Here is a 23,589-nt window from a genome sequence, read left to right as displayed (position 1 = left end):
AGAGCATTAATTATTAACCATGAAAAACTTGCATAGCACTGGCTAAAACCTTTTTACGACAGTCTTCACATAGATAGCTATCCTGGCCCCCAACCTGTTCAGTAACCAGTTTGAGCTGCTCCTCAGTGGCAAATCCTCTGCCACACCTCTGACAGGAAACCAGTTTAAATTCCCGATTCCATATTACCCGGGAATTCTCATTTTCAATAACTTTAATAGCACCAGTAGGACAAATCTGGGCACAGGCTGCACAACCTATACACTCATCAGAGTCCTCATCATAAGGTGTTCCCACTCTTTTTTCCGTGCCGCGAAACATCGTCCATATAGCGGTGCGTCCCATATTTTCACAAGCCAGTATACATAAGCGGCATAGCATACAGCCCTCCGGTTGAACCTCTACCGGCAGTAATAATTCCCCTGTTTCATCGGGAAAAAGTTTCTTCCTGATATTGGCGTCAGGAATGCGCCGGGCTATTAATTGGGCTAGAGTACGGCGAACCTTAAGCACCTGTTCCGACCTGGTAAAAACCTCTACCTCACCCATGATCGGATAAGTGCAGGCTGCAACTAGACGGCTACCAGGACGCCCGGGGTTACGAATTTCTACCATACACATCCGGCAGGCCCCCTGTCCCCCAAATGCCTCATGATAGCATAATGTCGGTATATGAATTTTTTCTCGATGACAAACTTCTAATATAGTCTGCCCTTTTTCGGCTTCTACTTGATGACCATCGATAGTTACCAGCACCATCCACCCCTCCTTACTCAACTTTAACCGCATCAAATTTGCAGTTACGGAAGCATTCCCCACAGCGTATGCAGGCTTTGTTATCAATTGAATGAGCCTGTTTCTTTTCACCCTGAATAGCATCGACCGGACAATTCCGGGTACACAGGCCACATCCGGTACAAAGTTCGGGGTCTATGCTAAAGCTGGTAATATTCCGACAAACGCCGGCCGGACACCGTTGTTTTTCTATATGCTCCAGATACTCATCACGGAAATACTTAAGAGTAGATAAAACCGGATTAGGAGCCGTTTTCCCCAGGGCACACAAAGAAGCACTCTGCATGGTAGAACTGATTTCTTCTAAAAGTTCTATATCATGCATGCTTCCCTGACCGGCACAGATACGAGTAAGGATTTCTAACATCGCCCTTAACCCTTCCCGGCAAGGAGTACATTTGCCACATGATTCACCGGCCAGGAATTGCACATAATAACGGGCTACTTCGACCATACAGGTATGGTCATCCATTACTATTATCCCACCCGAACCCATCATTGATCCGGCCCGGGTCAGATTATCAAAATCTACTTCAAGATCTAATAGTTGGGCAGGAATGCACCCTCCGGAAGGTCCCCCGGTTTGTACGGCTTTAAAAGATCGGCCTCCCGGTACCCCTCCGCCAATTTCAAAAACAATTTCCCGGAGAGTGGTGCCCATGGGTACTTCCACCAGTCCGGTATTTTGCACTTTACCGACCAAAGAGAAAACTTTGGTTCCTTTGCTGCCTTCGGTACCAATGGAGGCAAAATGCCGGGCTCCGTGCAGGAGTATATAGGGTATATTGGCCCAGGTCTCCACATTGTTGATTATAGTAGGCTGTCCCCACAGTCCTTTTTCAGCCGGAAAGATATATTTATCATGGGGTTCGCCAGGCCGACCTTCGATAGAAGCTATAAGAGCAGTTTCTTCACCACAGACAAAGGCTCCTCCTCCCCTGACTATCTCAATATCGAAATGCAAGGAAGTATCGCCAATATTATCCCCCAGATAGCCTGCTTGCCGTGCATCTTCGATGGCTCTTCCGAGATGATGAACCGCCAGGTCATATTCGTCCCGGACATAAATATATCCCCGGGAAGCATTTATTGCATAGGCACATATAATCATTCCTTCGATAATGGAATGAGGATCTCCCTCCATAATACTCCGATCCATAAAGGCTCCAGGGTCTCCCTCATCCCCATTGCAGATGATATAACGGGTATCTCCCGGGGCGCTGGCACAAGTTTTCCATTTGATACCGGTGGGGAATCCTCCTCCGCCGCGGCCTCGCAACCCGGCGGCTATTATTTCATCAATAACCTGGGCTGGTTTCATTGTGTTGACAACCTTGCTTAAAGCCTTATATCCATGATAACCTATATAATCCTGAATAGAGGCAGGATCAATTTCCCCGATGTTACGCAGGGCGATTTTATGCTGTTTACGGTAAAAATCAGTATCATGATGGGATTTTAGATGTTTTTTGCTTTGCGGATCCCGGTACAGTAATCTCTTAATCAGTTCCCCTTCTTTAAGAGTCCGGTCTACGATCTCCTTAACATCCGCAGGTTTAACCCCACAATAGGTAATATCATCAGGTACTATTTTTACCAGGGGACCTTTTTCGCACCAGCCGTTACAGCCGGTACTTTTTACTCCGACTACCTCAAATTCCTCCTGCCCCTCTATTTCATTACAAAAGGCCTGGTATACATCTTGACCGCCGTTAGCTGTACAGCCAGTTCCGCAACAAACCATAATCAAGCGCCCAGGTTTTCCACTATTCGGTTGGTTGCTCATATGCTTGTCCTCCGTATTCACTGATAATTTTTTCAATACTGCCTGGGGTTACTTTTCCATATACCCGCCCATTGACCACCATAACTGGTGCCAGAGCACAAGCCCCCAGACAATTAACCGTTTCCAATGAAAAAGCACCATCCTGGGTGGTTTCCCCGGGAGGAATTTTTAAATATTTTTGTAACTGGTCTACCAAAGTTTCCGATCCCTTTATATGACAGGCAGTCCCATCACAAACCCGAAATACTACCTTGCCTTTGGGAACCAGACTAAAAGCCTTATAAAAAGAAGCAGTAGCATATACCTTGCTCACTGGTAAGCCCATGTGTTGAGCCAGTATTTTGAGCCCCAGCCGGGGCAAATAATTAAACTCCTTCTGTAAATCCTGCATGGCTGCCAGGAGGTAGCGCGGTTCACCCGGATAAGCCTGTATAGCCCTCTGATAGTTCTGCTGCTGCTCCATTTCCCGGGAATCAATATGCATTCTATAAAGCCCCTCCTCAAAAATCCTATGCCTAACACAGCTGCCAAACAAAAGCATAGCGAACAGATAATATTAACACCTTTTAATAGCAATATAAAGTTTAAATTTAGGACTTGTCCTGTAGGATCTTAGTATGCCTATGGGCTTAATTTACCCAACCATTTTTCTCATAAAAAAGGAGCCTTCCCCCGGCAACCACCCGGGTCCCCGGGGAAAAGGCCCCTAGCTTTAAGCGATTGTTTATGGGGACTTATCCCCGAATAACATGGTCTAATTTACTATAAGTTAGCTAATCCCAGATCAGCCATCTTTTCGGGGGTAGGTACACCACTTTCATCCCATCCACGCAGTCGGTAGTACTCAGGAAGCATGATGTCAAGGCGCACCACCCGTCCTTCATGGGGTCCACCTTTCATAGGTTCTTTCAATAATCTCTCGGGTAGAGTATCATCTTCCTTACCCAGACCTGCTTTTAGGTTGAACAGGCGCTCCAGATTCCAGACTCGCTCGCCGACTTTAAGATAATCCTCATCACTCAGATTCAAACCGGTTCCCGTCCGTAACTCAGCCGCCATTTCCGGTAAACCAATGGCAAAAGTCGTAAATAAGCAAAGTCCGGCGGAATCACATAGTGCCGTAAGATCCTGGAATATCTTTAAGAGTCCCGGTTTACCCTCGGTAGTATCAGGATCAACCTTCTCCGGTAGACCTAAAATCTCCGGTGAGGTCATATACCCCCTGACATGACAACCACCCCGGTTAGAAGTGGCATATTCCAGTCCGATACCCTGCTGACCGCGGGGATCATAGGCGGGAAGTTCCTGTTTTTTTACCGTCATAGAAAACTCTGGATGACCGTATTTTTCGCCCAGGCGGTAGGATCCTTCTGCCAACTCATCACCAAAACCTTCCCGGTAAGCGGTTTTCCGAACTAACTCTACCATAGTTTCGGCATCGCCCCAGGTCATTTTAGTTACATCCCGGGGAATAATTCCCCGTTCCAGCATTTCAACGGCACAGGATAAGGTTCCTCCCATAGTAATCGGGTCCATTCCCAGTTCATTACATAGGAAATTAGCTTCACATACGGCTTCAAAGTTATCAATATCCAGATTAGAACCAAAAGTCCAGGTAGCTTCATATTCCGGCCCTTCACCATGGCTCTTAAATTTTCCCTGACTGATGTTAGTTACCCGTCCGCAGCCTATAGGACAGCCGAAGCAGCCTTTATTACGTATCAGGTAATTTTCGGTATGGTATTCCCCGGATATTTTTTCAGCTCGATCATATCTGGCAGCCTCACTGAAGTTCTTTACGGGTAGACCGCCATGTTCGTTTAATATATTGACCAGTATATTCGTACCATAGGCAGCCAAACCTTGTCCCGTTACCGGATGGGCTTTCAATTTGGCCCTCACATCCAGAGCAGCTTCTTTAAAAGCCTTAGGATCGGCTACCTTAATCGAACCTGTCCCCCGGACGGCGATCGCCTTAAGGTTTTTAAATCCCATAACTGCCCCGACTCCGGAACGGCCGGCAGCCCGATTATATTCATTCATAATGCAGGCAAATTTAACCTGGTTTTCTCCTGCCGGTCCAATGCAAGCTACTTTAGCATCATCATCAGTAGCTTCCCGGACTGCATCAGTAGTGGCAATAATATCTTTTCCCCATAAATCCCCGGCATCTCTTAACTCAACCTCCTGGTTATATATCCAGAGGTACACAGGTTGAGCAGCCTTTCCTTCTATAATAATTCCGTCGTAACCGGCATATTTTAACTCTGGACCAAAAGATCCTCCCGAATTAGAAGCAGCAATAGTACCATTTAACGGGCCTTTAGTAACTACATTATATCTTCCACCAGATCCAGCCAGGGTACCAGTTAGAGGCCCGGTCATGAATATAAGCTTATTCTCTACACTAAGGGGTTCTACCTGAGGATCAACCTCATCACAGAATATCCGGGTACCCAGTCCCCGTGCTCCTATATACTGGTGCAGGATATCTGGATCGATAGTTTCCCGGTCTATAGTTCCTTTAGTAAGGTTTACCCGTAAAATTTGCCCCATCCATCCATACATCATTGTAATCCCTCCTCATAAACCTGTTTCATCCTAGACGCTACTACCTTACGCCGGGAAAGGTTGGCGGTATTCGATTCACGATAAGAAATAGCGCCGGATGGGCAAAGCTTAACACAGGCAGGATCACCATTACAAAGATCACATTTTAAAATTACATCATGGGTAAAATCATAGAAAGTAGCTCCAAACGGGCAGGCGATGGTGCACATTTTGCACCGCAGGCAGGTAGAATGGTTTACCAGCATAGCCCCGGTGGTTTCATCCCGGGTTATGGCCCCTACTGGACAGACTTGCATACAGGCCGCTGCACTACATTGCTGGCATACGGCAGGAAAAGAGAATCCTGTTTTTTCAAAACTTATGACCGACACTCTTGAATTCAAAGGATTAAACTCTTCTGAGTGATTGAATGAGCAGATCAGTTCACAGGTACGGCAACCGGTGCACTTCTCCGGCTCCACAAACAGAACTTTACTCATAGGCACCTGGTTCAAAATCGAACCAGTTTTCACCTTCCTTTATTTGGTTTTTCGAGGGTTTCGGGTTTGGGGTAGGTTATTTTCATGACCAGATTACCAATAATGGCATGACTGCCGTTGACCAGCCGGGAGTAAAATGAAAGCTTGCGGCCATAGCCTCCATAATTCTCCTCACCATTTAAGTCTTTATCAGCAACATTAATGTTACCGGGTGTTTGGGCCGGACCGGCTGCCATCCAGCCATTCAAATACCCTCGGCCCTCTTTGTTTATTTATATTGCATAAATTATGCCACCTGTTAATATATAGTCATTAAGTCCCGGTAAGCCGGGAGTCTTAGCATTTGCTACGGCAATATAAAAGTGTAACAAATATACGTTATTTTGTAACACTTTTGTAACATAGTGTAACGCGGATGTTACACTATAGTAACAGATTCGGCAATCAACCTCCCCCGACCATGGGAAAAATCGAGAGCGTATCTCCATCTGCTAATGGTCGCCCCATCTCTACCGACTTACCATTTACAAAGAGCACCCCCACTTCCTTTTCGGGTATGGATAGCATGGCTATCACCTCACCCACTGTAAACCCCGGGGGCAAATCATAATCCTTCTCCTTAAAACGGTTATTACGAAAAGTTGCAAACAGCTTAACCTTTACCTTCATAATCAGACACCTCCCGCAAATTAGCATAGCCAGTGAACGGTGGAATCAAGGGAAAAACCAGGGGATTCGACACGAGAATTTTCAGTCCTCATGCCTAGGGTTTTGCTTCCCCAAAAGGAAGCAAAAGGACTGGAGTGACCCCTTGCTTCCTCGTTTATCGCCGGTTAAACATATAATACCTCATCCTGCAGGTATTCTCCGTAACGATTATCAAAAATTGCATCATGGCCGGGAAGTATTAATCCGGTAAAGGTGGCTAGTTGGGCAGCCGTTTTCTTAAATAAGGACTGATCAAAATGCAGCCAGTCTAAATCGCTATTTCGCCACGAGTTACGATGATAGAGAGCATCTCCGCTTATTAATAATCTATTTCGCCTGCCTTCAACACAGACCACATAATGTCCCGGGGTATGCCCGGGAGCCGGATAGGTTTTAATACCGGCCGGCAAATGGGGCTGATCCTCCAGGTACTCAACCCGGGCCGTATCACCCAATCTGTCCTCCAGTGGATATAATCGGGCCAGTTCTTGCAGATCGGCCCGTAGTCTATCCCCGGGTAAAGAAACATATTGGGTAGGAGCCTCAACCAGTTGCTTTAGCGGAATTTCCCGTAAACGCTGTTCGATTTTCTTTTGCGCTTCCATCTCAGTACTGCTGACCAGTAAGCGCGATTCATCAAACAGTCCATCTCCTCCCGAGTGATCTGGATGGAGATGAGTGTTTATTACTATATTAAAATTATCCGGGTAATATCCCAGTTGTTTCAGTAAATCAGGTAACTGGGCCCCTACCATGCCGGTATCGACAATAACTAGTTCACCGGTGGGGCATTGGATAATACAAGAGGTCACCGGAACATTACGGATAATGAGATTATTAGTGTCTGCTACTAGCGATGTTATAACACAAATTTTAAACAGTAATATCACTCCTGTTTACCCGATCAAACTACAACATTGCTCCCGGAATCCTATTTTTAATCCCAATTGAAGAGCATATTCAACAGTCTCTTCAGCAGGATAAGCGATACCGGCGAAGCCTTCATCGACAGCCGCCTTTTCTACAGCCAGTTTGTATTTACCCGCCGGCCGGGCACATCCCAGGGTAATGGGGATATCGGAAAAAAGCCGGCCTGCACAACTCAAGACTTCCCTAACCTGTTCCAGTGGCGGAGGGGCCACCTTCTCCATAGCAGTCCCTGGGGCCGGGGTTAAGATAACCAACACCAGACACTCCGGTTTTACAGTCCTAATCATTTCTAAAGCCTTAAATTCACCTTTTACATTCCCAAAGTGAAGCCCGATGACAATATGAGGGGCTATAGGTAATCCAACTTCACGGCAGTTTAGCATAGCATCAAGATAGTCCTGGGGAACAGCTTTTAGGTGATAAACTGACCTTATTGTTTCGGGATCCCCGATTATATCCATAAGCACCTGGTTTACTCCGGCCTCTTTTAGAGCAAGGGCGATTTCCTTATCTACCAGCCCACTATGAACCAGTACATCTAAACCCTGTTCACGGGCATAATGAAATTCGGGGCAAAAATGGGAAAGGGGCACCCGTCCTTTCCGGTCGGAGCCCCCACTTACCAAAATTCCCCGACAGCCTGCTTTTAATAATCTATCAATATGGTGACGAAACATCGAGGGAGTTACTGCCGGCAGCATGGTTTTTAATAACCTGCCCTGACAGTGTGTACAGTTTAGTTGGCAGGAATGTCCGGTAACACTAATATTAACAAAGGAATTACGCCGGTTAATATAAAACTGGTTCTGGTAATGCTTAGCACCAGGGACAGCAAAAATAATATCCGCAGCACCGGTTCTAGCCAGGCTGGTTTCCTGGTCAGGCATTAGCTTCCACTCCCTCCCAAAGCTGGGTACGAACTGCTTTAAGATCATCTGCATCGGGAATAAAGGGAAAATTGCGGATAGCCTGGTTAACACGTTCATTGGCAAAGGGACGGTTACAAGCCACCTGGCCATCCTGACCCGGACAGCCAGAAGTCATAAAAGCATGACCAGATTTCAGGTAGGGCTCTATTTCTATACCATAACCAGCAATCTGTCCGGAAGGCATAAATGTAATATCATGGTAATTTATTACCCCCTGATTAATTAAGTAGCGGGCTAGCTGAACCCGGCGGTATTGCCCCAGCGGAGGTTGAGAATTATCCTGCAATGCGCTGCCCCCTTCCGGGAAAAAAGAAAACAGGTGGGTCATGACGCCCATCTCCTGGGCCTGATCGATTATCTTTACCATTTCCCGCTCATTTTCACCTAAACCTACAATTAAATGTACCCCCACCCGTCCGGCGCCAAAGACTTTAACAGCCTTTTCCATGGTATCCCAGTAATGACCCCATTTATGGGGGCCTCCAGTACCTTTACCGCGATGAAGATCAAACAGCCCTGGAGTAGCAGCATCTACCGCAATACCTATATGATCAGCCCCGGCCTGTTTAAGCCGTTTTAGATCATCACTTCCCTTCATTACTGTGGGACAAATTAAGGCACTTATGGGTAGCTCAGTTTCGGTATAAAAGCGTTTAATAACAGCAGCAGTATCTTCTAAAGCCCGGGCATGGGTAATCATAGAAACACAAACCCGCCTAAAAGGATGGGGGCGTTTTAGCTGCTGCATTATTTCATCAAGGGAGAGGAGCGGCCATTTCACCCGGATAAAGGTTTCCTTTTCTCCCTCTTTACGGGTACGAGCCAGCCCGCAATAACTACAGGCAGCCCGGCATCCGCTCTCATAAGTAAGCAGGACATTTAAACAGGTGCTCTGGGCATTACGATAGAATTTTCCTCTTTCCAATCCCAAGCACATAGCTCCTGCCAGGCTGGTTTTTACATAAGCAGGACTTTCTTTTACAGTTGGCATATAAAATCATTCCTCCCTTGCCCTGTTATGGACGGAAAGCCATCCAGGTTTCCCTAACAAGCCGGACAAAATCATCCGGATTGCTGGTCCAACCTGAATCTAGTCGTTTTCGATGCTCCAACCCCCTGGTAAGGTGCTGGCCTAAATATTCCTTCCATAAACGGGGATAATCCTCCCAAATTCGGCTATCTTTAGCCTGTATAGCCCGGGCAGCCGCTTTCCCCGCCAGGCTGCCACCAATGATGGCATTCATAATTCCCCCACCACTGACCGGATGAGTATGCCCGGCAGCATCACCTGCCAGTAGCAGGTTTCCAGTACAGGTGTCAGTTACTGGACCACTTACGGGAATTAGTCCGGCAGTACGCCGAATAGCCTTAGTTGACTGCAGCTTACCCTGTTTCTTTAATCTATTAATAAAATCCTCTAATAAAGTAAAGGCTTTATCATGATAATCCAGGCTTACCCCCAGACCAACATTAGCTTCCTTTCCCCTGGGAAACAGCCACGCATAGCCTCCCCTCCAATCAGGATCAAAATATATTTCCGTGGCCTGACTGGACGCAGTCAGGGGCAAAGTTTCCTGTACACCCAGCATAAATTTCTGGTTTATACAGCCTATCCATTCCCCTACCGTAGAACGGGGGCCATCTGCTCCGATTATACAATCACAAGCCACCGTATCCGTTTTTCCTTCCCGGTTTTTAATCTTTATTCCCCCGGGAATTAATTCTACAGCCCGCGCCTCGAACCATACCCGGGCACCAGCTTCAGCAGCTCGGGTAAGCAGACCAGCATCAAAAACCGACCGGTCCAGTATATAACCAGGAGCATTCATGGTATGTACCTGCTTACCATGAATAAAAGTATGCATTTGATCTACCCGTTGTACAATGGTACCAGGTCCGGGTTGTATAAAACGGGTTATACCCCGGGGCACATATTCAGCACATTGAACCGGAAGTCCAGCCCGGCAGGATTTTTCCACGACCAGAACCGAAATACCGCGGCAACTGGCAGCCAGAGCCGCGCTACTACCTGCTGGCCCTGCTCCTACAACCACCACATCATAATGCTGCATCCTGTTCACCTACTTCTTGCATAGCCTGGATTATCGCCCGGATAAAATCCTCTGCACTAACCCCGGGAACTTGGACCCCATTTTGGGTAAAAAAGGCCCGGATGTTAGCTTCGATGTCTTTCGGGTGACTGGAAGTGTTCTTAAGAGCAGCTTCTAAATCCAGAATACTGCGTTCCGGATAAGCAAAAAAGTCTCCACTTATAAATACAGTTTTAAGCACATGCCGGTACTGATCTACCCGCACGGAAACCCTGATTAAACCACCAGGAGCCCGGTAATCCACCACCTGCAAGGTATTATCCTGTACCCGGGGACGGGCCCCCCGAACCCAGAGATCCGATTGGAAATAAGGCAATCTTTCTGCCAGCCGTTGTTTTTCAATGTCGGTTAATTCTTCCGGCACTAGTTTTACACCTAATACCTCGGCAAACCCATCAGCTAAAGCCTCTTTTATTTCCTCCAACCGTGGTACCGTGCCTAGAACCTCCCGTAAGCAGGTTACCCGCTGCCGGAAAGATTGAATATCCTTTTTTTCCAGCTTTTTTAAAGGCAACTTCAGACAGGCCATCATGGTATCCACATCGAAATCAGTTAATAGGCTGCCCTGGTAAAGAAAGGTGGGGCCTTTCTCGGTTCCCCCGGTACCGGAAATTTTACGTCCGCCTACCTCAATATCATTTTTAGGACGATAACAGGCTTCTACCCCCAGGCGTTGTAAACCGGTTACAGCTGCTTCACAAATGAACCGGTACAATTCTTCTATGCGTCCTGGGATAACAGGACTATCTTTGCTGGCATATATCTCCCAGCCCAGCTGTCCCTCATCCCAGTAAAGATTACCCCCTCCGGTTATACGGCGATTTATTTCTATACCATGTTGCCGGCAATACTCTTCTTCAACTTCCAACTCTACTGATTGGTGATAGCCCACCAGGGCACAATGGGGAGAAAATCTTAAAAAGCGCAAGGTATCAGGGATTAGCCCTTCACTATGGCAGGAGAGAATTACCTCATCTAGTGCCATATTTTCTGCAGCTGACCTCACTCCAGTATCAAGCAGGCGCCAGGTTGTCCCCATCGAATAGTTCCTCCTTTTCTAGGCGAATCTGTTCTTTTACGAAATCTGCATAAGCTAGTGCATCAAGCAGTTTATCCATTTCCTGGGATGGGGTAGGACGAATAACGTACATCCACCCTTTTTGATAAGGATCTTTATTTACTGCAGCCGGGTAGCTTTCTAATTCCCGGTTCACTTTTTCGATATGGCCGGAGATAACTGCCGGAATTTTACCTACCCATTTCCCTGCCTCAATAGAACCTATTTCCTGACCCTTTCGGGTAGGACTACCCTCCTGACCCAGATCCAGATAAAGTACATCCCCAACCGTACTCTGACCATAATCACTCATTCCTACTACTACTACCTGCCCATCAGTTCTAACCCAGTAGTGATCCAAATTATAAAGCAGGTTCTCCGGAATAGTATATTGATCAACCCGCATGTACTGTCACTCCTCTTTTTTAAATAGCCTTACCTTTGCACGGATTAAATTGGCAGGACCTTCTCTTCCCGCCCATCAACCCGGTAAACTACAATATGGTGGACATTATCAGTATTCTAAACAAACCGGCCGGGTATATTTAACCTTAACGGCTGCTGATCGAATTCCTTCGATTGTATCAGCATCCCACCTCTGACCTTTAAACCCGGGTGCAGTTGCCCACAGCTTATCCGCCTGGACCATATACACCTGATCAATCCGCCCCTCCCGTACCAGTACCATTAAATCCAGCCCCTCCTGGCTAACCAGGTGGTTAAGGTATATTCCCTCAGCAATCTTTATGCATCGGTAAGGAGTCCTTCTACCTGACAAATTCAACCATTCCGGTGAGGTTAGCTTCTGTTGGCATCGGTAAGCCTCCTCTATTAACTCCTCATCATTAGAAACTTCATTAATCTCCCCAAATATTCGATTAAACTCTTTCACCAGCCAGGTTGATAACTGCCGCTGGTCAGGCAGGGAGGAAAGGTGGTCGGATATAGTAGTCATATATTTACGCATGGATTTGTGCAGCAGAATACGATAAGTTTCATGAGGTACTTTAAGAACCTGACACATGGTTGCAAAATCAAAATTTATCATTAAATTACCTACTAAGACAGCGGCTTCACCAATGTCACCTGCCCCGTTTCCGGAGCATTTGGCTCCGGAAATGGTGATATCGGCCGGAGCACGGTAAACAGCTGGTAGGCCCATGTGCCGGTAAACAGCTATAGCCGGTGCCAGGGCCTTTTGATAAAAACGATCACGCCGCAGGGGCAGTAGAGGGTTATCCCGTCGCAGAACCACCTGGTAAAAAAGCTGGTTATTATCCAGGTAAACGACTCCCCCTCCAGTTTCCCTGCGTAAAAGTGGCAATCCCTGTTGGGCACAATAATCCTGATCAATTTCCTGTTCCAGGTCATCATGCATTCCCAGGCATATGTAGGGACTGTTTGGATAGCATATTATGATACCTTCCCGACCAAGCCGGGCCAGAGCGTGGTAGTAACACTGGGATTCCCACCAGCTAATCTCGCCCAGTAAATACACATCCACTAGTTTTCCTCCCCGTAACAGTGTTATCAAAAGCCAGGTAGCGAGATAGATGTACCCGGAATAAAAAAACATTCTTTAAAACAGGCTGTCTCCACTCTGGTTATTTAATCCGGGGTGAATATCGAAACGTACTACTCCAATAACTGCCTTTCCCTGAACCGCCTTTTTCACCTGGGCAGTACCTTCCACACCAAAACCACCGCATAGTTCAATAGCCGCTACACCTTGTTGCACCAGTTGGACCGCAACTTTTTCAGCCTGATCATAGTTAGCAACCCCTACTGTAGTAAGTTCAACCTGGGGAGTGTTAATAATTGACCGATGCTGATCACTATCAGCCCCGGGAGCTATAAATATAAATGCCGCTTTTAATGCCATACTGCCATCTCCTTTTTGTTTTAATTTTATACCTAAAACAGGGAAAAGGCTTGGTTAATATATAGAAAATTAACCCCAGGTTGATAAAAAATCAGAATATTAGGTATCACTTTACCTAAATAGCTTTATAAATATCCCTCCCGGTACCAGGTCAGGAATTAGGGGGGGAAAAACCCGACCTAGATTACCGGATAGGGATCATAAGAATTATCTATTCCATAGCTTCCAGTACCAGCTCGCTTATATCCATTACCCGCACCTTTAATCCTGCTTTACGAACCGCATTAAAAAGCATTTGTTCACATTGCTGGCACGCTGATACTACGATACTAGCACCGCTTTCTTCAATTTCTTTTACCCGTAAGGCAGTAATCTGTTCAGCCAGTTTAGGATCGGCACTTTGCAGGTTACCTCCACCGCCACAGCAGAGTGACTCTTCCCGGTTATGTTTCAGTTCCACCAATTGTACTCCGGGAATACTTCTGATTATTTCCCGGGGAGCATCAAAAACCCCACCATTACGTCCCAGATCACAGGGATCATGATAAGTTACCAGTTCATCCAGTTCACTCAGCTTAAGACGGCCCTCTTTAATAAGACGATATAGGAATTCGGTGCTATGCAATATTTCCAGAGGATATCCTTCCAAAGCACCTGCATAATCCTGTTTCCATACATGAAAACATGTAGAACAACTGGTAACCATAGTTGATACCCCTAGTTCTTTTACTGCGGAAACATTATGTTCTATAAAAGGAAACATATCCTCTACAAAACCGCTGCTTAGCAGGGGGTAACCACAGCACCATTCTTCACCGCCCATAACCGTAAAATTAACGTCAGCTTCGGTAAAAATTTCTGCTAATGCCAGGGGTATTTGAGCTGCCTGGGGAAAAAAGGAAGATACACAGCCTACAAAGTAACAGACCTCAGCACCTTGCAAATACTCTCTATCATCTAAATCTTCATCCAGGTCCTGAGACCATTCCAAACGATCCTGGTTGGGAAAAGTAGATATATTATAGTTTTTAACCAGGTTATCACGAAGTTGTTGGAATGGTTTAGGAGCCTGGCCCTGGGCAGCAATCCTTTTCCTTATTTCCAGCCACAATTTACGAGTATCTATAGAAGTAGCACAAACCGTCCCACAGGCTCCGCATAAAGTACATTGATTAATCCGTTCCACGAATTGTTGGGACAACTCGCTTCCTTTAACAAAAACATCTTTTGCCAGGCTAATCTTGCCGCGGGGTGTGGCCGACTCCCATCCAATAACCTGATAGACCGGGCAACTGCTTCGACAAGATCCACACCGGGCGCAAATCAAGGCTTCATTTTCTAAGGTTGTAAAAAAGTTCTGGTTTTGCCCGCTCATTAACGACCACCTCCCCTGAAAAGTCGCCGCCAGCCAGCCATAGCTCCCATGCCAATAGCAAAGTTAAATGAGTTCATGATAAAAGGCGGTCCATATACTTTGGCAGGGTTCATTATTCCCCGGGGATCTAATAATTTCTTACGACGTTTTAACTCCTTCAATTCTTCAGGAGAGTAAACCCGGTTCACATAAGGGCTATTCCATAACCCGATTCCATACGGGCATCCCCCCATCCGGTAACCAGCATCCTGTATTTTCTTGACTAGACTCAAATCTATAATATAGTCAAAGGTTTTGCTCTCATCGGCATAAAACATGGTCATAACTGTAACCTGATCAGGAGTAACTACTTCCCCATAAGACATCATCGTAATGTTATAAGAATTAGCCAGGTTTTCTACCAATTTTAAATAGCCGGCTAAACCTGTTAATGGCATTAATAGTTCTCCTCCCAACTGGGAAGGCCCGCCACGCTTGAGTTGTAATGCTTTGTACCGTTGATCCCATTCCTGTTGGGCTAGTTCCTGGGCCAGGAGTTTAACCCCTTTAAAATGGTTTACCGCTTCTTGGACGCCAGCCTCAGCCTGTTGTAACTCAGGGTCACTCCCCTCGTAATCTACTCCTACCGTACAACTACCTTTAAGTTCCTCCGGCACTAGCCCCAGCTGGTACATGCCCTCATTAAAAAAGCTATCACCATAATGTAAATTATAAGGGCCAGGTTCACTATCCTGTAAAAATTGTAATAATTGGCTCATGGTAGGTACATCAGGCACCTTGAACACATAATGGCTCATCTGATTAGCTTTCCTTATCTTCAGGGTAAGGGAAGTAACAATTCCCAGGGTTCCTTCTGCCGCCGCAAACCATTGCAGCGGCGGATCGGTATCAGGGGTAAGGGTACGTAAACTACCGTCAGGCAAAACTACCACAATCGACCTGATCTGAGAAAGTAGACTGCCATATTTAATACTGCCTATACCATAACCCATCATACTAAACCATCCGCCTACTGATGCCGCAGGAGCACTAGAAGGAACAGAACAGGCGGCATAACCATGAGGTTGTAAAGTGTCATCCAATTGTTTCCAGGTGGTGCCCGCCTGTACCTTAACAGTCATTGTCTGCGGATCAATTGCTTCGATTCCGGTTAAACGGTTGAGATCCATAACCAGCCCGCCCCGGGCCGGAACTGTATTAAAGTATACTGTAGAAGCCCCTGCTCTGGGGGTTACCGGTATGCCCTCTTCCCAGGCCAGGCGCAGGGTCTGGGCCACTTCCCGGGCATCAACCGGGGCCACCACCATATCCGGAGTATTTTTAAACAATGGATCTGTGAGAATATTAGGAACTGGCGCCAGATCCCGAGAGTAGAGCCGACATTCCAGGAGCGAATCAGTAGCCCGTTCCCCATACAACTGACGTAATTTGTCTAGTACTTCAGATTTCATACCCAACCCTCCCTGGCAAGTTTAATTGCAAGCCCCCAGCTTGGTAGACTAACTTTCGGCCTATTCAGCATGTTTGGCAATTTCTTCTTTAAGCCAGGCAGCCGCTTCTTCACCTTGCAGTAATTCTTGCAAACCTTCTTCCAGCTGATCAGGTTTCATAACCGCAATCCAGCCTTCTCCATAAGGATCATTATTAAGAGTTTGCGGATTTCCCACTAAATCTTTATTAGCCTCTATTACCTGCCCGCTCATGGGAACCTGAATTTTGCCGGCCCACTTGCCCGACTGTAAAGAGGCCAGGGTTTTACCAGGCTGCATCTGTTTGTTAGCTCTAGGTACCCTGATAAAAGTAATTTCACCAGCTAATTGCTGCATAAAATCGGTAATCCCAATACGGATAAGATCTCCTTCCACTTTCACCCAGGCGTGATCTTTGGTATAGTAAAGCTCATCTGGCATTTCATATTTGTCAATGGTAGCCATTAAATCACCTCTCAATCTTCAAACTGGAACAAATTTTTGCAAAAGTCCCGGCAGCATTATAGGAACTCCTGACCAGAGGTCCGGCATTAACTTCCAAAAAACCCATTTCCTTGCCGATACTTTCCAGCTCGTTAAACTGCTGGGGCGATATATATTCTTTTACCGGCAAATGCTGTTCAGATGGCTGCAGGTATTGGCCCAGGGTAAGTACATCACAACCGTAGCGGTGCAGATCTTGCATTACCTTGATAAGTTCCTCCCTGGTTTCCCCCAGCCCCAACATCAGACCAGATTTAGTTATAATCCCCTGTCCGTACTGGTGTACCCGTGCAATTAATTCTAAAGACCGTTCATAATGAGCCTGAGGCCGGGCTAGTGAATAAAGTCTAGGTACGGTTTCCACGTTATGGTTAATGATATCGGGACCTGCCTCAATCACTTCCATAAGCGACTCCTTGCTACCCTGAAAATCGGGAATGAGTACTTCCACACTGCTACCAGGCACCATCTGGTGCAAAGTGCGAATAGTTGCTACAAATTGTCCGGCCCCTCCATCCGGGAGATCATCCCTGGTTACCGAAGTAATCACTACGTGACGCAGCCCCAGTTGACTGGCAGTCAGGGCAACCGCATCCGCTTCTTCCAGGTTAACTGGTTGAGGGCGTCCATGGGGCACAGCACAGAAACGGCAATTCCTAGTGCAGACATCGCCCAGTATCATAAAGGTGCAGGTTTTTTTAGCAAAACATTCCCCGATATTAGGACAATCAGCCCCTTCACAAACGGTATGAAGTTGAGCAGAACCCAGTATTTTCTGCATCCGGTCAAGTTCATCCCGTTCTGGTGCCGGAATTGTTAACCACTCGGGCCTTTCATCTGTCATACTAAAACCATCTCCCTTAGTGTTGGCAGGTCAATAGTCTGCCACTGGACTGCAAACGTATCTCCAAAATGGGTACACATTCTTTTGATTACCTGATCTACCTCAACAGACCTGCCCAAAGCCTCCTCCATCGAGGTTACCGGGACTTTTAATCCACAGGGAATGATGCCGGCAAAATGATGCATAGATGGGCAAACATTAAGAGATACCCCATGCATGGTTACCCATTTGTCGATGGCAATACCCATAAATCCTATTTTGCCTGCCGGGAGCCATACCCCGGGGTAACCAGGTTTTCGGAAAGCGGCAATTCCAAAGCTGCCCAGGGTATTGATCAGCACCTCTTCCAATTTGCGAGCATATACATGGACATCACGTCCATAGTTATTAAGGTCTAAAATAGGATAACAAACTAACTGCCCCGGACCATGATAAGTAATATCTCCTCCCCGGTCTGTTTCATATACGCTTATGCCATGTTGTTTAAGAAAATCGGTACCTACCAATATATGATTGGAACCGCCTTTCCGGCCGATAGTATAGCAGGGATGATGCTGCAAAAAGATAACCACATCCGGAATTTCGTCCTTTCTGCGGGCCTGATTTAACTTCTGCTGCAGGGTAAACATTTCATCATATGGCTGTAGCCCGGCCTCCAGGCAGTAAATTTTCCTGGTCATCCCATCATCCCCTGTAAACTTTTTTCTACATATAAAACCATTTATTTAATGGTATTCCTTAAGATTAATCCATTATTTATCAAGCACCAAACGCTTCTAAAGCCTGCATAACTGTGGTAGCCACCTCGGACATGGATGGTGACCCGCCAAAGGCTACCCCTACAGCCGCAGCTTCCAGAATTTCTTCCCGGTTGGCACCTTCATTTAGGGCCTGTTTTACATGAATGTTCATACAATATTTACAGCGAACCGCCACCGCTATACCTAATCCGATCAGCTCTTTATATTTCCGTTCTAACTCTCCTTCGATATAGGCCGCATTATCCATCTGCACAAAAGCATCCATTAACTCGGGGGATTCTTCTCCTAGTGCTACCATACCTTCTCCCAGTTCAGCCATTAATTCATTGGAGTCGATTGCCATCATTTTCTACCTCCCTAATGTAGTTTAAAATACCCATCTTCCCCATAATGTTCTATTATGGTAAACCCTGGTGGTAAGGGAACCTCTAAATCATGCTATTTTTACGGAGTACCCATATTCATGTCTTTTTTTCAATCATATATATGGATCTATTTCGCTATCAGGTAAACAAACCGCCTGTACAAAATTCCATCAGGTTTTCCTTACCACCACCAGAGTTCCAGGAATTATAAAGGCTAGATAAATATTTTATGAGGGCTTTCTATAAGATCAATAAGAACTTTGAGGAACTCCGCTGCCGGAGCCCCATCGATAATACGATGGTCAAAGGAAAGTGATAACCCCATTACTGGTCTTATAACAATCTGACCATCTGCCACTACCGGCCGGTCCACCGTACGGCATACCCCCAATATAGCTGCTTCGGGAAGATTAATAATGGGGGTAAATGCATCCACTGAACCATAAGCTCCCAGATTAGTAATAGTGAAAGTAGCACCAGTCATTTCATCCGGGGTTAGTTTATTACGCCGCCCCCGTTTAGCCAGATCCTGAATTTCCCAGCTAACCTCCTCCAGGCGTTTGCTATTAGCATCCCTGATTACCGGTACTATCAGCCCATCATCCAGAGCCACAGCCATGCCGATATTAATTTCTTTAAGGATCTCAATCTCTTCCCCATCTAGGGTGGAATTCATATAAGGCTTAATCTCTAAAGCCCGTGCTACTGCTTTCGTCAACAAGGCAGTGACCGAAATTTTATCCCGGTCTTTTTTACCTTCATTGACCGATTTCCGAAGGGCTAATAATTGTGACATATCCACGCTCACATGGTGGGTAACTTTAGCATTAGTCACCCAACTGTTGGCCATATTGTCACCGATAGCTCTTCTCATCCCTTCATAAGGAATAACCTCCAGAGCCGGGCGGTCATCAACCGCTGCGGTTCCTTCTTCTATGGCTTTTTCCACATCCTCGCGAGTAATACGCCCTTCTGGACCAGTTCCCGTTATTTTCCCAATATCCAAACCATTTTCCTCGGCCAGTTTACGGGCCCGCGGAGAAATTTTTACATTACTCTTATCACCAGAAGCTGGTGCCCCTGCTGATTTAGTTCCTACTGATGCCTGGGCCAGAATAGCAGAAATATCCTCCCCTTGTGCACCAATAACCCCTAGTAATGCTCCGATGGGTAACTTAGCTCCTTTGGCAGCCACTATTTTTAATAGAACTCCATCACCAGGTGCTTCCACCTTGTTAGTGATTTTCTCTGTCATAACTTCAAGTAGCGGATCACCCTTTTTTACCTGGTCACCTTCATTCTTAAGCCATTTACTGACTGTACCTGTTTTCATTGATAAGCCCAATTTGGGCATAGTTATCTCCACTGCCATCAAAAAGCGCCTCCTTTAATCGGGTATATTGTGGCTGATGGCATACCCTTTGAGCACCGCCTGTCCCAAAGCCTCCTTGACATTAACTACACGCGGGCCGTTATAGGTAAGCCGGATGTAATAGGTTTCCTCCTCACGGGATTCCACTTCACGCTCCCCATCCAAGGCTATCACTGAAAATCCGCTGGTAATCGGGAATTCTTCTCCCACATCAATGGTGCGGTAACTTTTTATCTCAACCGGCCTTATTAATCCTGGTGCAATAGGAGCGTTAACTGTGACAGGACCAGGTCCTATCTGTAAAAACAGGCCCTCTTTATCATGAATACTCACTGGTTTTAAGTTACCAGCAATGGAAGATATACCTATACAATCCGGTTCTCCGCGGGTAACCACCACTTTGTCGATACTTTCTTCATCCCATATAGCCCGTGAACCAACAAAAGCATCTTTAATAACTACTGCATCAACCAGGGCTATATCAACTAATTCCCCATCTTTTAGAATCTCCAGGCGCTTGGTGGGCATAACAGCCTGGTCTCCTTCCACCAAGCCCCGGGCCACCGCACCTGCAGCCAGACCGGCAATAGTCCCTTCCACCATCTGGGGAAATACATTGTTGGTTCCTGTGGAAACCGGCACCAAAGGAATATCTTTGCATCCCTTAGCTACCATACGGTTGGTCCCATCACCACCCAGAGTAATAATACAGTCCACTCCGGATTTTTGCATTTTCTCAGCCGCTCGGGCAGAATCAATCTGGGTAGCCGTCATTTCGATATCAGCTTCTTCTATTTTCATATCTATATGGTGGCGCTTCCATAAACCGTCTAGTGCCCGGGGAACAATATTGTAATAATCCGGCATATAAATTAGGTGATCAACTCCTGCTTCGGCCATCCCTAATACAGCTCGCCGAACAATGCTTACCTTTTGTAGATTATCAAAAGTAGTACCATAAGCCACCAGACGGCGAATATCTTTACCGGAAGCTGGATTAGCTATAATTCCGACTGTCGCCATATCATTTCTCCTCCCTGATAGAGGAAGCTGGCCGGCGGGTGAACTATACCCGCCGGGCCGCATTATTAAAACAAAGCTTCAACCGCCTTGATAATATCATCTTCACCCGGGATATAAGCCTGCTCTAGCACCGGGCTGAATGGAATAGGAGTATCAGGAGGTGCTACCCGTTTAATAGGTGCATCCAGATAATCAAATCCCCCATCTACAACTATGGCAGCAATTTCCCCACCAAAGCCGCTGGTCTTTACTTCCTCATGAACAATAACCAGTTTACCTGTCTTAGCTACTGATTTTAATATGGCATCTTTATCCAGGGGTATTAAAGTACGAGGATCCAACACCTCAGCATTAATCCCTTTCCCGGCTAATTGTTCTGCTGCGGCCAAGGCCTTTTGCAACATCCAGGACCATGCTACAATAGTTACGTCGGAGCCGGACCGTTTGATGTCAGCCTTGCCCAGGGGTACCAATCCATTGTCTCCTTCGGGTACTTCTCCAGATAACCCTAAAAGCTGTTTGTGCTCGATATAAACGACCGGGTTATCATCACGTACAGCTGCCATTATTAATCCTTTGGCATCGGCAGGAGTTGAGGGCATAACTGTCTTTACTCCTGGAATATGGGTAAACCAGGCTTCAACGGACTGGGAATGCTGGGCGGCAGCTCCCAAACCGGCTCCGCATGGTGTACGTACTACCATAGGAACTTTGGCTTTTCCACCAAACATATAGCGCATCTTGGCAGCCTGGTTAAATAGTTCATCCATGCAGCAGCCCATAAAATCTACAAACATAATCTCAACCATGGGACGCAGGCCGGCAGCAGCAGCACCGACAGCATGCCCAACAATAGCTGCCTCACTTATAGGAGTGTTCATGACCCTTTTCGGTCCAAACTCATCATATAGACCTGCCGTAACACCAAAACACCCTCCGAACTGTGCTACGTCTTCGCCGGCTAGATAAACATTAGGGTCTCTTTTCATTTCTACCCGCATTCCATCCCTTATAGCTTCCATATATGTCATAAGTGCCATCTTAATATCACCCTTTCTCTCCAGAAATTAGTCGGCATAGACATCCGTCAATACTTCGGCAGGATCAGGGTCCAGACTGCTTTCCGCAAACTTAACCGCCGCATGTATTTTGGCCGCTACCTCGGCTTTAATCTGGGCGAAATCCTCGGCGGTTGCAAATTTGAGATCCAGCAATTTCTTTTCCATACGAGGAATGGGATCCTTTTTATCTGATAACCACTCCTCTTGATCTTTCGGATCTTTATAAGTAGCAGGATCACCTTCAAAGTGACCACGATGTCTCCAGGTTTTGCATTCGATCAGACTGGGGCCATCCCCCCGTCTGGCTCTCTCTACTGCTTCGGCAGCTGCTTCATATACAGCAATAACATCATTGCCGTCTACAGATACTCCGGGGATACCATAGGCAGTTGCCCTATCGGATATATCCGTAATGTTCTGGTGCGTTTCTTGCGCATTGGAAATAGCCCAGCCATTATTCTCACATACATAAACAACAGGCAGTTTCCAGATAGAGCCCAGGTTAAGGGACTCATGGAAAGTAGCCCGGTCAGAAGCACCATCACCGAAGAAGGACACCGCTACAGCATCAGTTTCGTTGTATTTACAAGCAAAAGCGGCTCCAGTTGCAATGGGCATACCTGCTCCAACTATACCGTTGGCCCCTAAAATACCCAGTTCTACATCAGCAATATGCATGGAACCTCCTTTTCCTTTACAATATCCAGTTTTCTTACCATATAGCTCCGCCATCATCAAGTCGATATTGCCGCCTTTGGCAATCAAGTGTCCGTGTCCACGGTGGGTGCTGGTAATATAGTCCTTGGTCTCCAGGGTTGCACATACCCCGGTGGCTACCGCTTCTTCTCCCAAATAACTATGCACAAAGCCTGGGAATTTTCCAGCGGCAAACAGTTCAATCGCCTTTAACTCAAAAGTCCTGATAGTTACCATGGTCTTGTAGAGCTCAAGCAACTTTTCTTTCGAAAGTTTCATCTCGTTTGACCTCCCTTTATTCCGATTTTTGTCCTACAGCACCAACCCTGCCCTAAAAAATATAATCTGGAACTCGCCTCCTTTCTTAATCTGCCTGTTTTTCCGGTATAAAGTTGAATATAACGGGTTTAAGATTATAGTTTCTCCGGGGAAATATATACCCCCGGTCAGACATCTACATAAACAGTAAGTGCCGCCAGAGCCGCTACAATAGTATCACCTTCACCTAGTTGCGGTAGATCAAGCCCCTTCACTGTTAATCCTCCCGGAACCACCTCTATTTCGGTTGAACCAAAAGGAACCGCTTTTTCCACTGCCCGGGTATCGACCTTATCAGGGTACGGACATCCCAGTTTAATATGAACATGCATCTGGTCAGGGGTTTTAAGACCGATAATATCAATAGTTCCAGCCAGACAGCTATGTGATACAGCGTCTTTAACTGCTTTACAGGCTGCATTGGTAACATCCCCACCATGCAGATCCATACCCATTCCTACCTCTACCACAAAACGTTTTAAGGCCATTCTATTACACCCCCTGGTTTTGGTTGCCGATCTACTGTCGATTTACTACACTTATATATCGCAAAAA

26 protein-coding genes are annotated in these 23,589 nt (G+C 46.4%); all 26 read right to left on the bottom strand.

Annotated elements, in window-relative coordinates:
* Positions 1-13: 13 nt before the first annotated feature.
* Positions 14-757, bottom strand: a complete 744-nt coding sequence (locus ACZ5Q0_RS10825) for a 2Fe-2S iron-sulfur cluster-binding protein (protein WP_446817962.1) — start codon at positions 755-757, stop codon at positions 14-16.
* 10 nt (positions 758-767) lie between these two features.
* Positions 768-2,579: an NADH-ubiquinone oxidoreductase-F iron-sulfur binding region domain-containing protein gene (locus ACZ5Q0_RS10820; RefSeq protein ID WP_446817963.1), complete on the bottom strand. Its 1,812-nt coding sequence runs from the start codon at positions 2,577-2,579 to the stop codon at positions 768-770.
* Positions 2,560-3,063, bottom strand: a complete 504-nt coding sequence (locus ACZ5Q0_RS10815; protein ID WP_446817964.1) for an NADH-quinone oxidoreductase subunit NuoE family protein — start codon at positions 3,061-3,063, stop codon at positions 2,560-2,562. Before ACZ5Q0_RS10815 ends, ACZ5Q0_RS10820 begins: the two co-directional genes overlap by 20 nt.
* Before the next feature lie 278 nt (positions 3,064-3,341).
* On the bottom strand, positions 3,342-5,147 hold the full coding sequence (locus ACZ5Q0_RS10810; RefSeq protein ID WP_446820766.1) for an aldehyde ferredoxin oxidoreductase family protein: 1,806 nt from the start codon (positions 5,145-5,147) through the stop codon (positions 3,342-3,344).
* Entirely contained in the window at positions 5,147-5,629 is a 483-nt protein-coding gene (locus ACZ5Q0_RS10805) for a 4Fe-4S dicluster domain-containing protein (RefSeq protein ID WP_446817965.1), read from the bottom strand. The genes ACZ5Q0_RS10810 and ACZ5Q0_RS10805 overlap by 1 nt, the downstream gene beginning before the upstream one ends.
* A gap of 29 nt (positions 5,630-5,658) precedes the next feature.
* Positions 5,659-5,877, bottom strand: a complete 219-nt coding sequence (locus tag ACZ5Q0_RS10800) for a hypothetical protein (RefSeq protein WP_446817966.1) — start codon at positions 5,875-5,877, stop codon at positions 5,659-5,661.
* A 196-nt stretch (positions 5,878-6,073) separates the two neighbouring features.
* Positions 6,074-6,298 (bottom strand): MoaD/ThiS family protein, encoded by a 225-nt coding sequence (locus tag ACZ5Q0_RS10795; protein WP_446817968.1) that lies wholly within the window; start codon positions 6,296-6,298, stop codon positions 6,074-6,076.
* Positions 6,299-6,462: 164 nt separating this feature from the next.
* A complete protein-coding gene (locus ACZ5Q0_RS10790) occupies positions 6,463-7,149 on the bottom strand; it encodes an MBL fold metallo-hydrolase (protein WP_464827142.1) in 687 nt (228 codons plus the stop codon).
* An 84-nt stretch (positions 7,150-7,233) separates the two neighbouring features.
* Positions 7,234-8,154, bottom strand: a complete 921-nt coding sequence (locus ACZ5Q0_RS10785; protein WP_446817970.1) for a radical SAM protein — start codon at positions 8,152-8,154, stop codon at positions 7,234-7,236.
* Positions 8,147-9,187 carry a radical SAM protein gene (locus tag ACZ5Q0_RS10780; protein ID WP_446817971.1) on the bottom strand — a complete coding sequence of 347 codons (1,041 nt, stop codon included), beginning with the start codon at positions 9,185-9,187 and terminating at the stop codon, positions 8,147-8,149. Before ACZ5Q0_RS10780 ends, ACZ5Q0_RS10785 begins: the two co-directional genes overlap by 8 nt.
* A gap of 25 nt (positions 9,188-9,212) precedes the next feature.
* On the bottom strand, positions 9,213-10,268 hold the full coding sequence (locus ACZ5Q0_RS10775; RefSeq protein ID WP_446817972.1) for an NAD(P)/FAD-dependent oxidoreductase: 1,056 nt from the start codon (positions 10,266-10,268) through the stop codon (positions 9,213-9,215).
* Positions 10,255-11,346, bottom strand: coding sequence for a lipoate--protein ligase family protein (locus ACZ5Q0_RS10770; protein WP_446817973.1), 1,092 nt, complete (start codon positions 11,344-11,346; stop codon positions 10,255-10,257). Before ACZ5Q0_RS10770 ends, ACZ5Q0_RS10775 begins: the two co-directional genes overlap by 14 nt.
* The gene (locus ACZ5Q0_RS10765; RefSeq protein ID WP_446817974.1) at positions 11,321-11,770 is read right to left on the bottom strand and encodes a glycine cleavage system protein H; all 450 of its coding nucleotides are present in this window, start codon (positions 11,768-11,770) and stop codon (positions 11,321-11,323) included. The genes ACZ5Q0_RS10770 and ACZ5Q0_RS10765 overlap by 26 nt, the downstream gene beginning before the upstream one ends.
* 108 nt (positions 11,771-11,878) lie before the next feature.
* A complete protein-coding gene (locus ACZ5Q0_RS10760) occupies positions 11,879-12,868 on the bottom strand; it encodes a lipoate--protein ligase family protein (protein WP_447182529.1) in 990 nt (329 codons plus the stop codon).
* 75 nt (positions 12,869-12,943) lie between these two features.
* Positions 12,944-13,246, bottom strand: coding sequence for a DUF6506 family protein (locus ACZ5Q0_RS10755; RefSeq protein ID WP_447182528.1), 303 nt, complete (start codon positions 13,244-13,246; stop codon positions 12,944-12,946).
* Positions 13,247-13,457: 211 nt separating this feature from the next.
* Positions 13,458-14,621 carry a (Fe-S)-binding protein gene (locus ACZ5Q0_RS10750; protein WP_447182527.1) on the bottom strand — a complete coding sequence of 388 codons (1,164 nt, stop codon included), beginning with the start codon at positions 14,619-14,621 and terminating at the stop codon, positions 13,458-13,460.
* On the bottom strand, positions 14,621-16,072 hold the full coding sequence (locus tag ACZ5Q0_RS10745; protein ID WP_446817979.1) for an FAD-binding oxidoreductase: 1,452 nt from the start codon (positions 16,070-16,072) through the stop codon (positions 14,621-14,623). Before ACZ5Q0_RS10745 ends, ACZ5Q0_RS10750 begins: the two co-directional genes overlap by 1 nt.
* 60 nt (positions 16,073-16,132) lie before the next feature.
* Positions 16,133-16,555: a glycine cleavage system protein H gene (locus ACZ5Q0_RS10740; RefSeq protein WP_446817980.1), complete on the bottom strand. Its 423-nt coding sequence runs from the start codon at positions 16,553-16,555 to the stop codon at positions 16,133-16,135.
* A 4-nt stretch (positions 16,556-16,559) separates the two neighbouring features.
* The gene (gene lipA / locus ACZ5Q0_RS10735) at positions 16,560-17,438 is read right to left on the bottom strand and encodes a lipoyl synthase (RefSeq protein WP_446817981.1); all 879 of its coding nucleotides are present in this window, start codon (positions 17,436-17,438) and stop codon (positions 16,560-16,562) included.
* Positions 17,435-18,118 carry a lipoyl(octanoyl) transferase LipB gene (gene lipB / locus ACZ5Q0_RS10730; RefSeq protein ID WP_446817982.1) on the bottom strand — a complete coding sequence of 228 codons (684 nt, stop codon included), beginning with the start codon at positions 18,116-18,118 and terminating at the stop codon, positions 17,435-17,437. The genes lipA and lipB overlap by 4 nt, the downstream gene beginning before the upstream one ends.
* 79 nt (positions 18,119-18,197) lie before the next feature.
* Positions 18,198-18,545, bottom strand: a complete 348-nt coding sequence (locus ACZ5Q0_RS10725; RefSeq protein ID WP_446817983.1) for a carboxymuconolactone decarboxylase family protein — start codon at positions 18,543-18,545, stop codon at positions 18,198-18,200.
* A gap of 233 nt (positions 18,546-18,778) precedes the next feature.
* Positions 18,779-19,936 carry a dihydrolipoamide acetyltransferase family protein gene (locus tag ACZ5Q0_RS10720; RefSeq protein ID WP_447182526.1) on the bottom strand — a complete coding sequence of 386 codons (1,158 nt, stop codon included), beginning with the start codon at positions 19,934-19,936 and terminating at the stop codon, positions 18,779-18,781.
* A 15-nt stretch (positions 19,937-19,951) separates the two neighbouring features.
* Entirely contained in the window at positions 19,952-20,959 is a 1,008-nt protein-coding gene (locus ACZ5Q0_RS10715; protein WP_446817985.1) for an ATP-NAD kinase family protein, read from the bottom strand.
* A 65-nt stretch (positions 20,960-21,024) separates the two neighbouring features.
* Entirely contained in the window at positions 21,025-21,999 is a 975-nt protein-coding gene (locus ACZ5Q0_RS10710; protein WP_446817986.1) for an alpha-ketoacid dehydrogenase subunit beta, read from the bottom strand.
* Positions 22,000-22,026: 27 nt separating this feature from the next.
* A complete protein-coding gene (locus tag ACZ5Q0_RS10705; protein WP_446817987.1) occupies positions 22,027-22,995 on the bottom strand; it encodes a thiamine pyrophosphate-dependent dehydrogenase E1 component subunit alpha in 969 nt (322 codons plus the stop codon).
* A 167-nt stretch (positions 22,996-23,162) separates the two neighbouring features.
* Entirely contained in the window at positions 23,163-23,522 is a 360-nt protein-coding gene (locus ACZ5Q0_RS10700) for a Lin0512 family protein (protein ID WP_446817988.1), read from the bottom strand.
* Positions 23,523-23,589: the final 67 nt, after the last annotated feature.

It is taken from the genome of Syntrophomonas erecta subsp. sporosyntropha (assembly GCF_055395365.1).
Note: the sequence above shows the minus strand (reverse complement) of the source record. Positions and strands in the feature narration are given on the sequence as shown.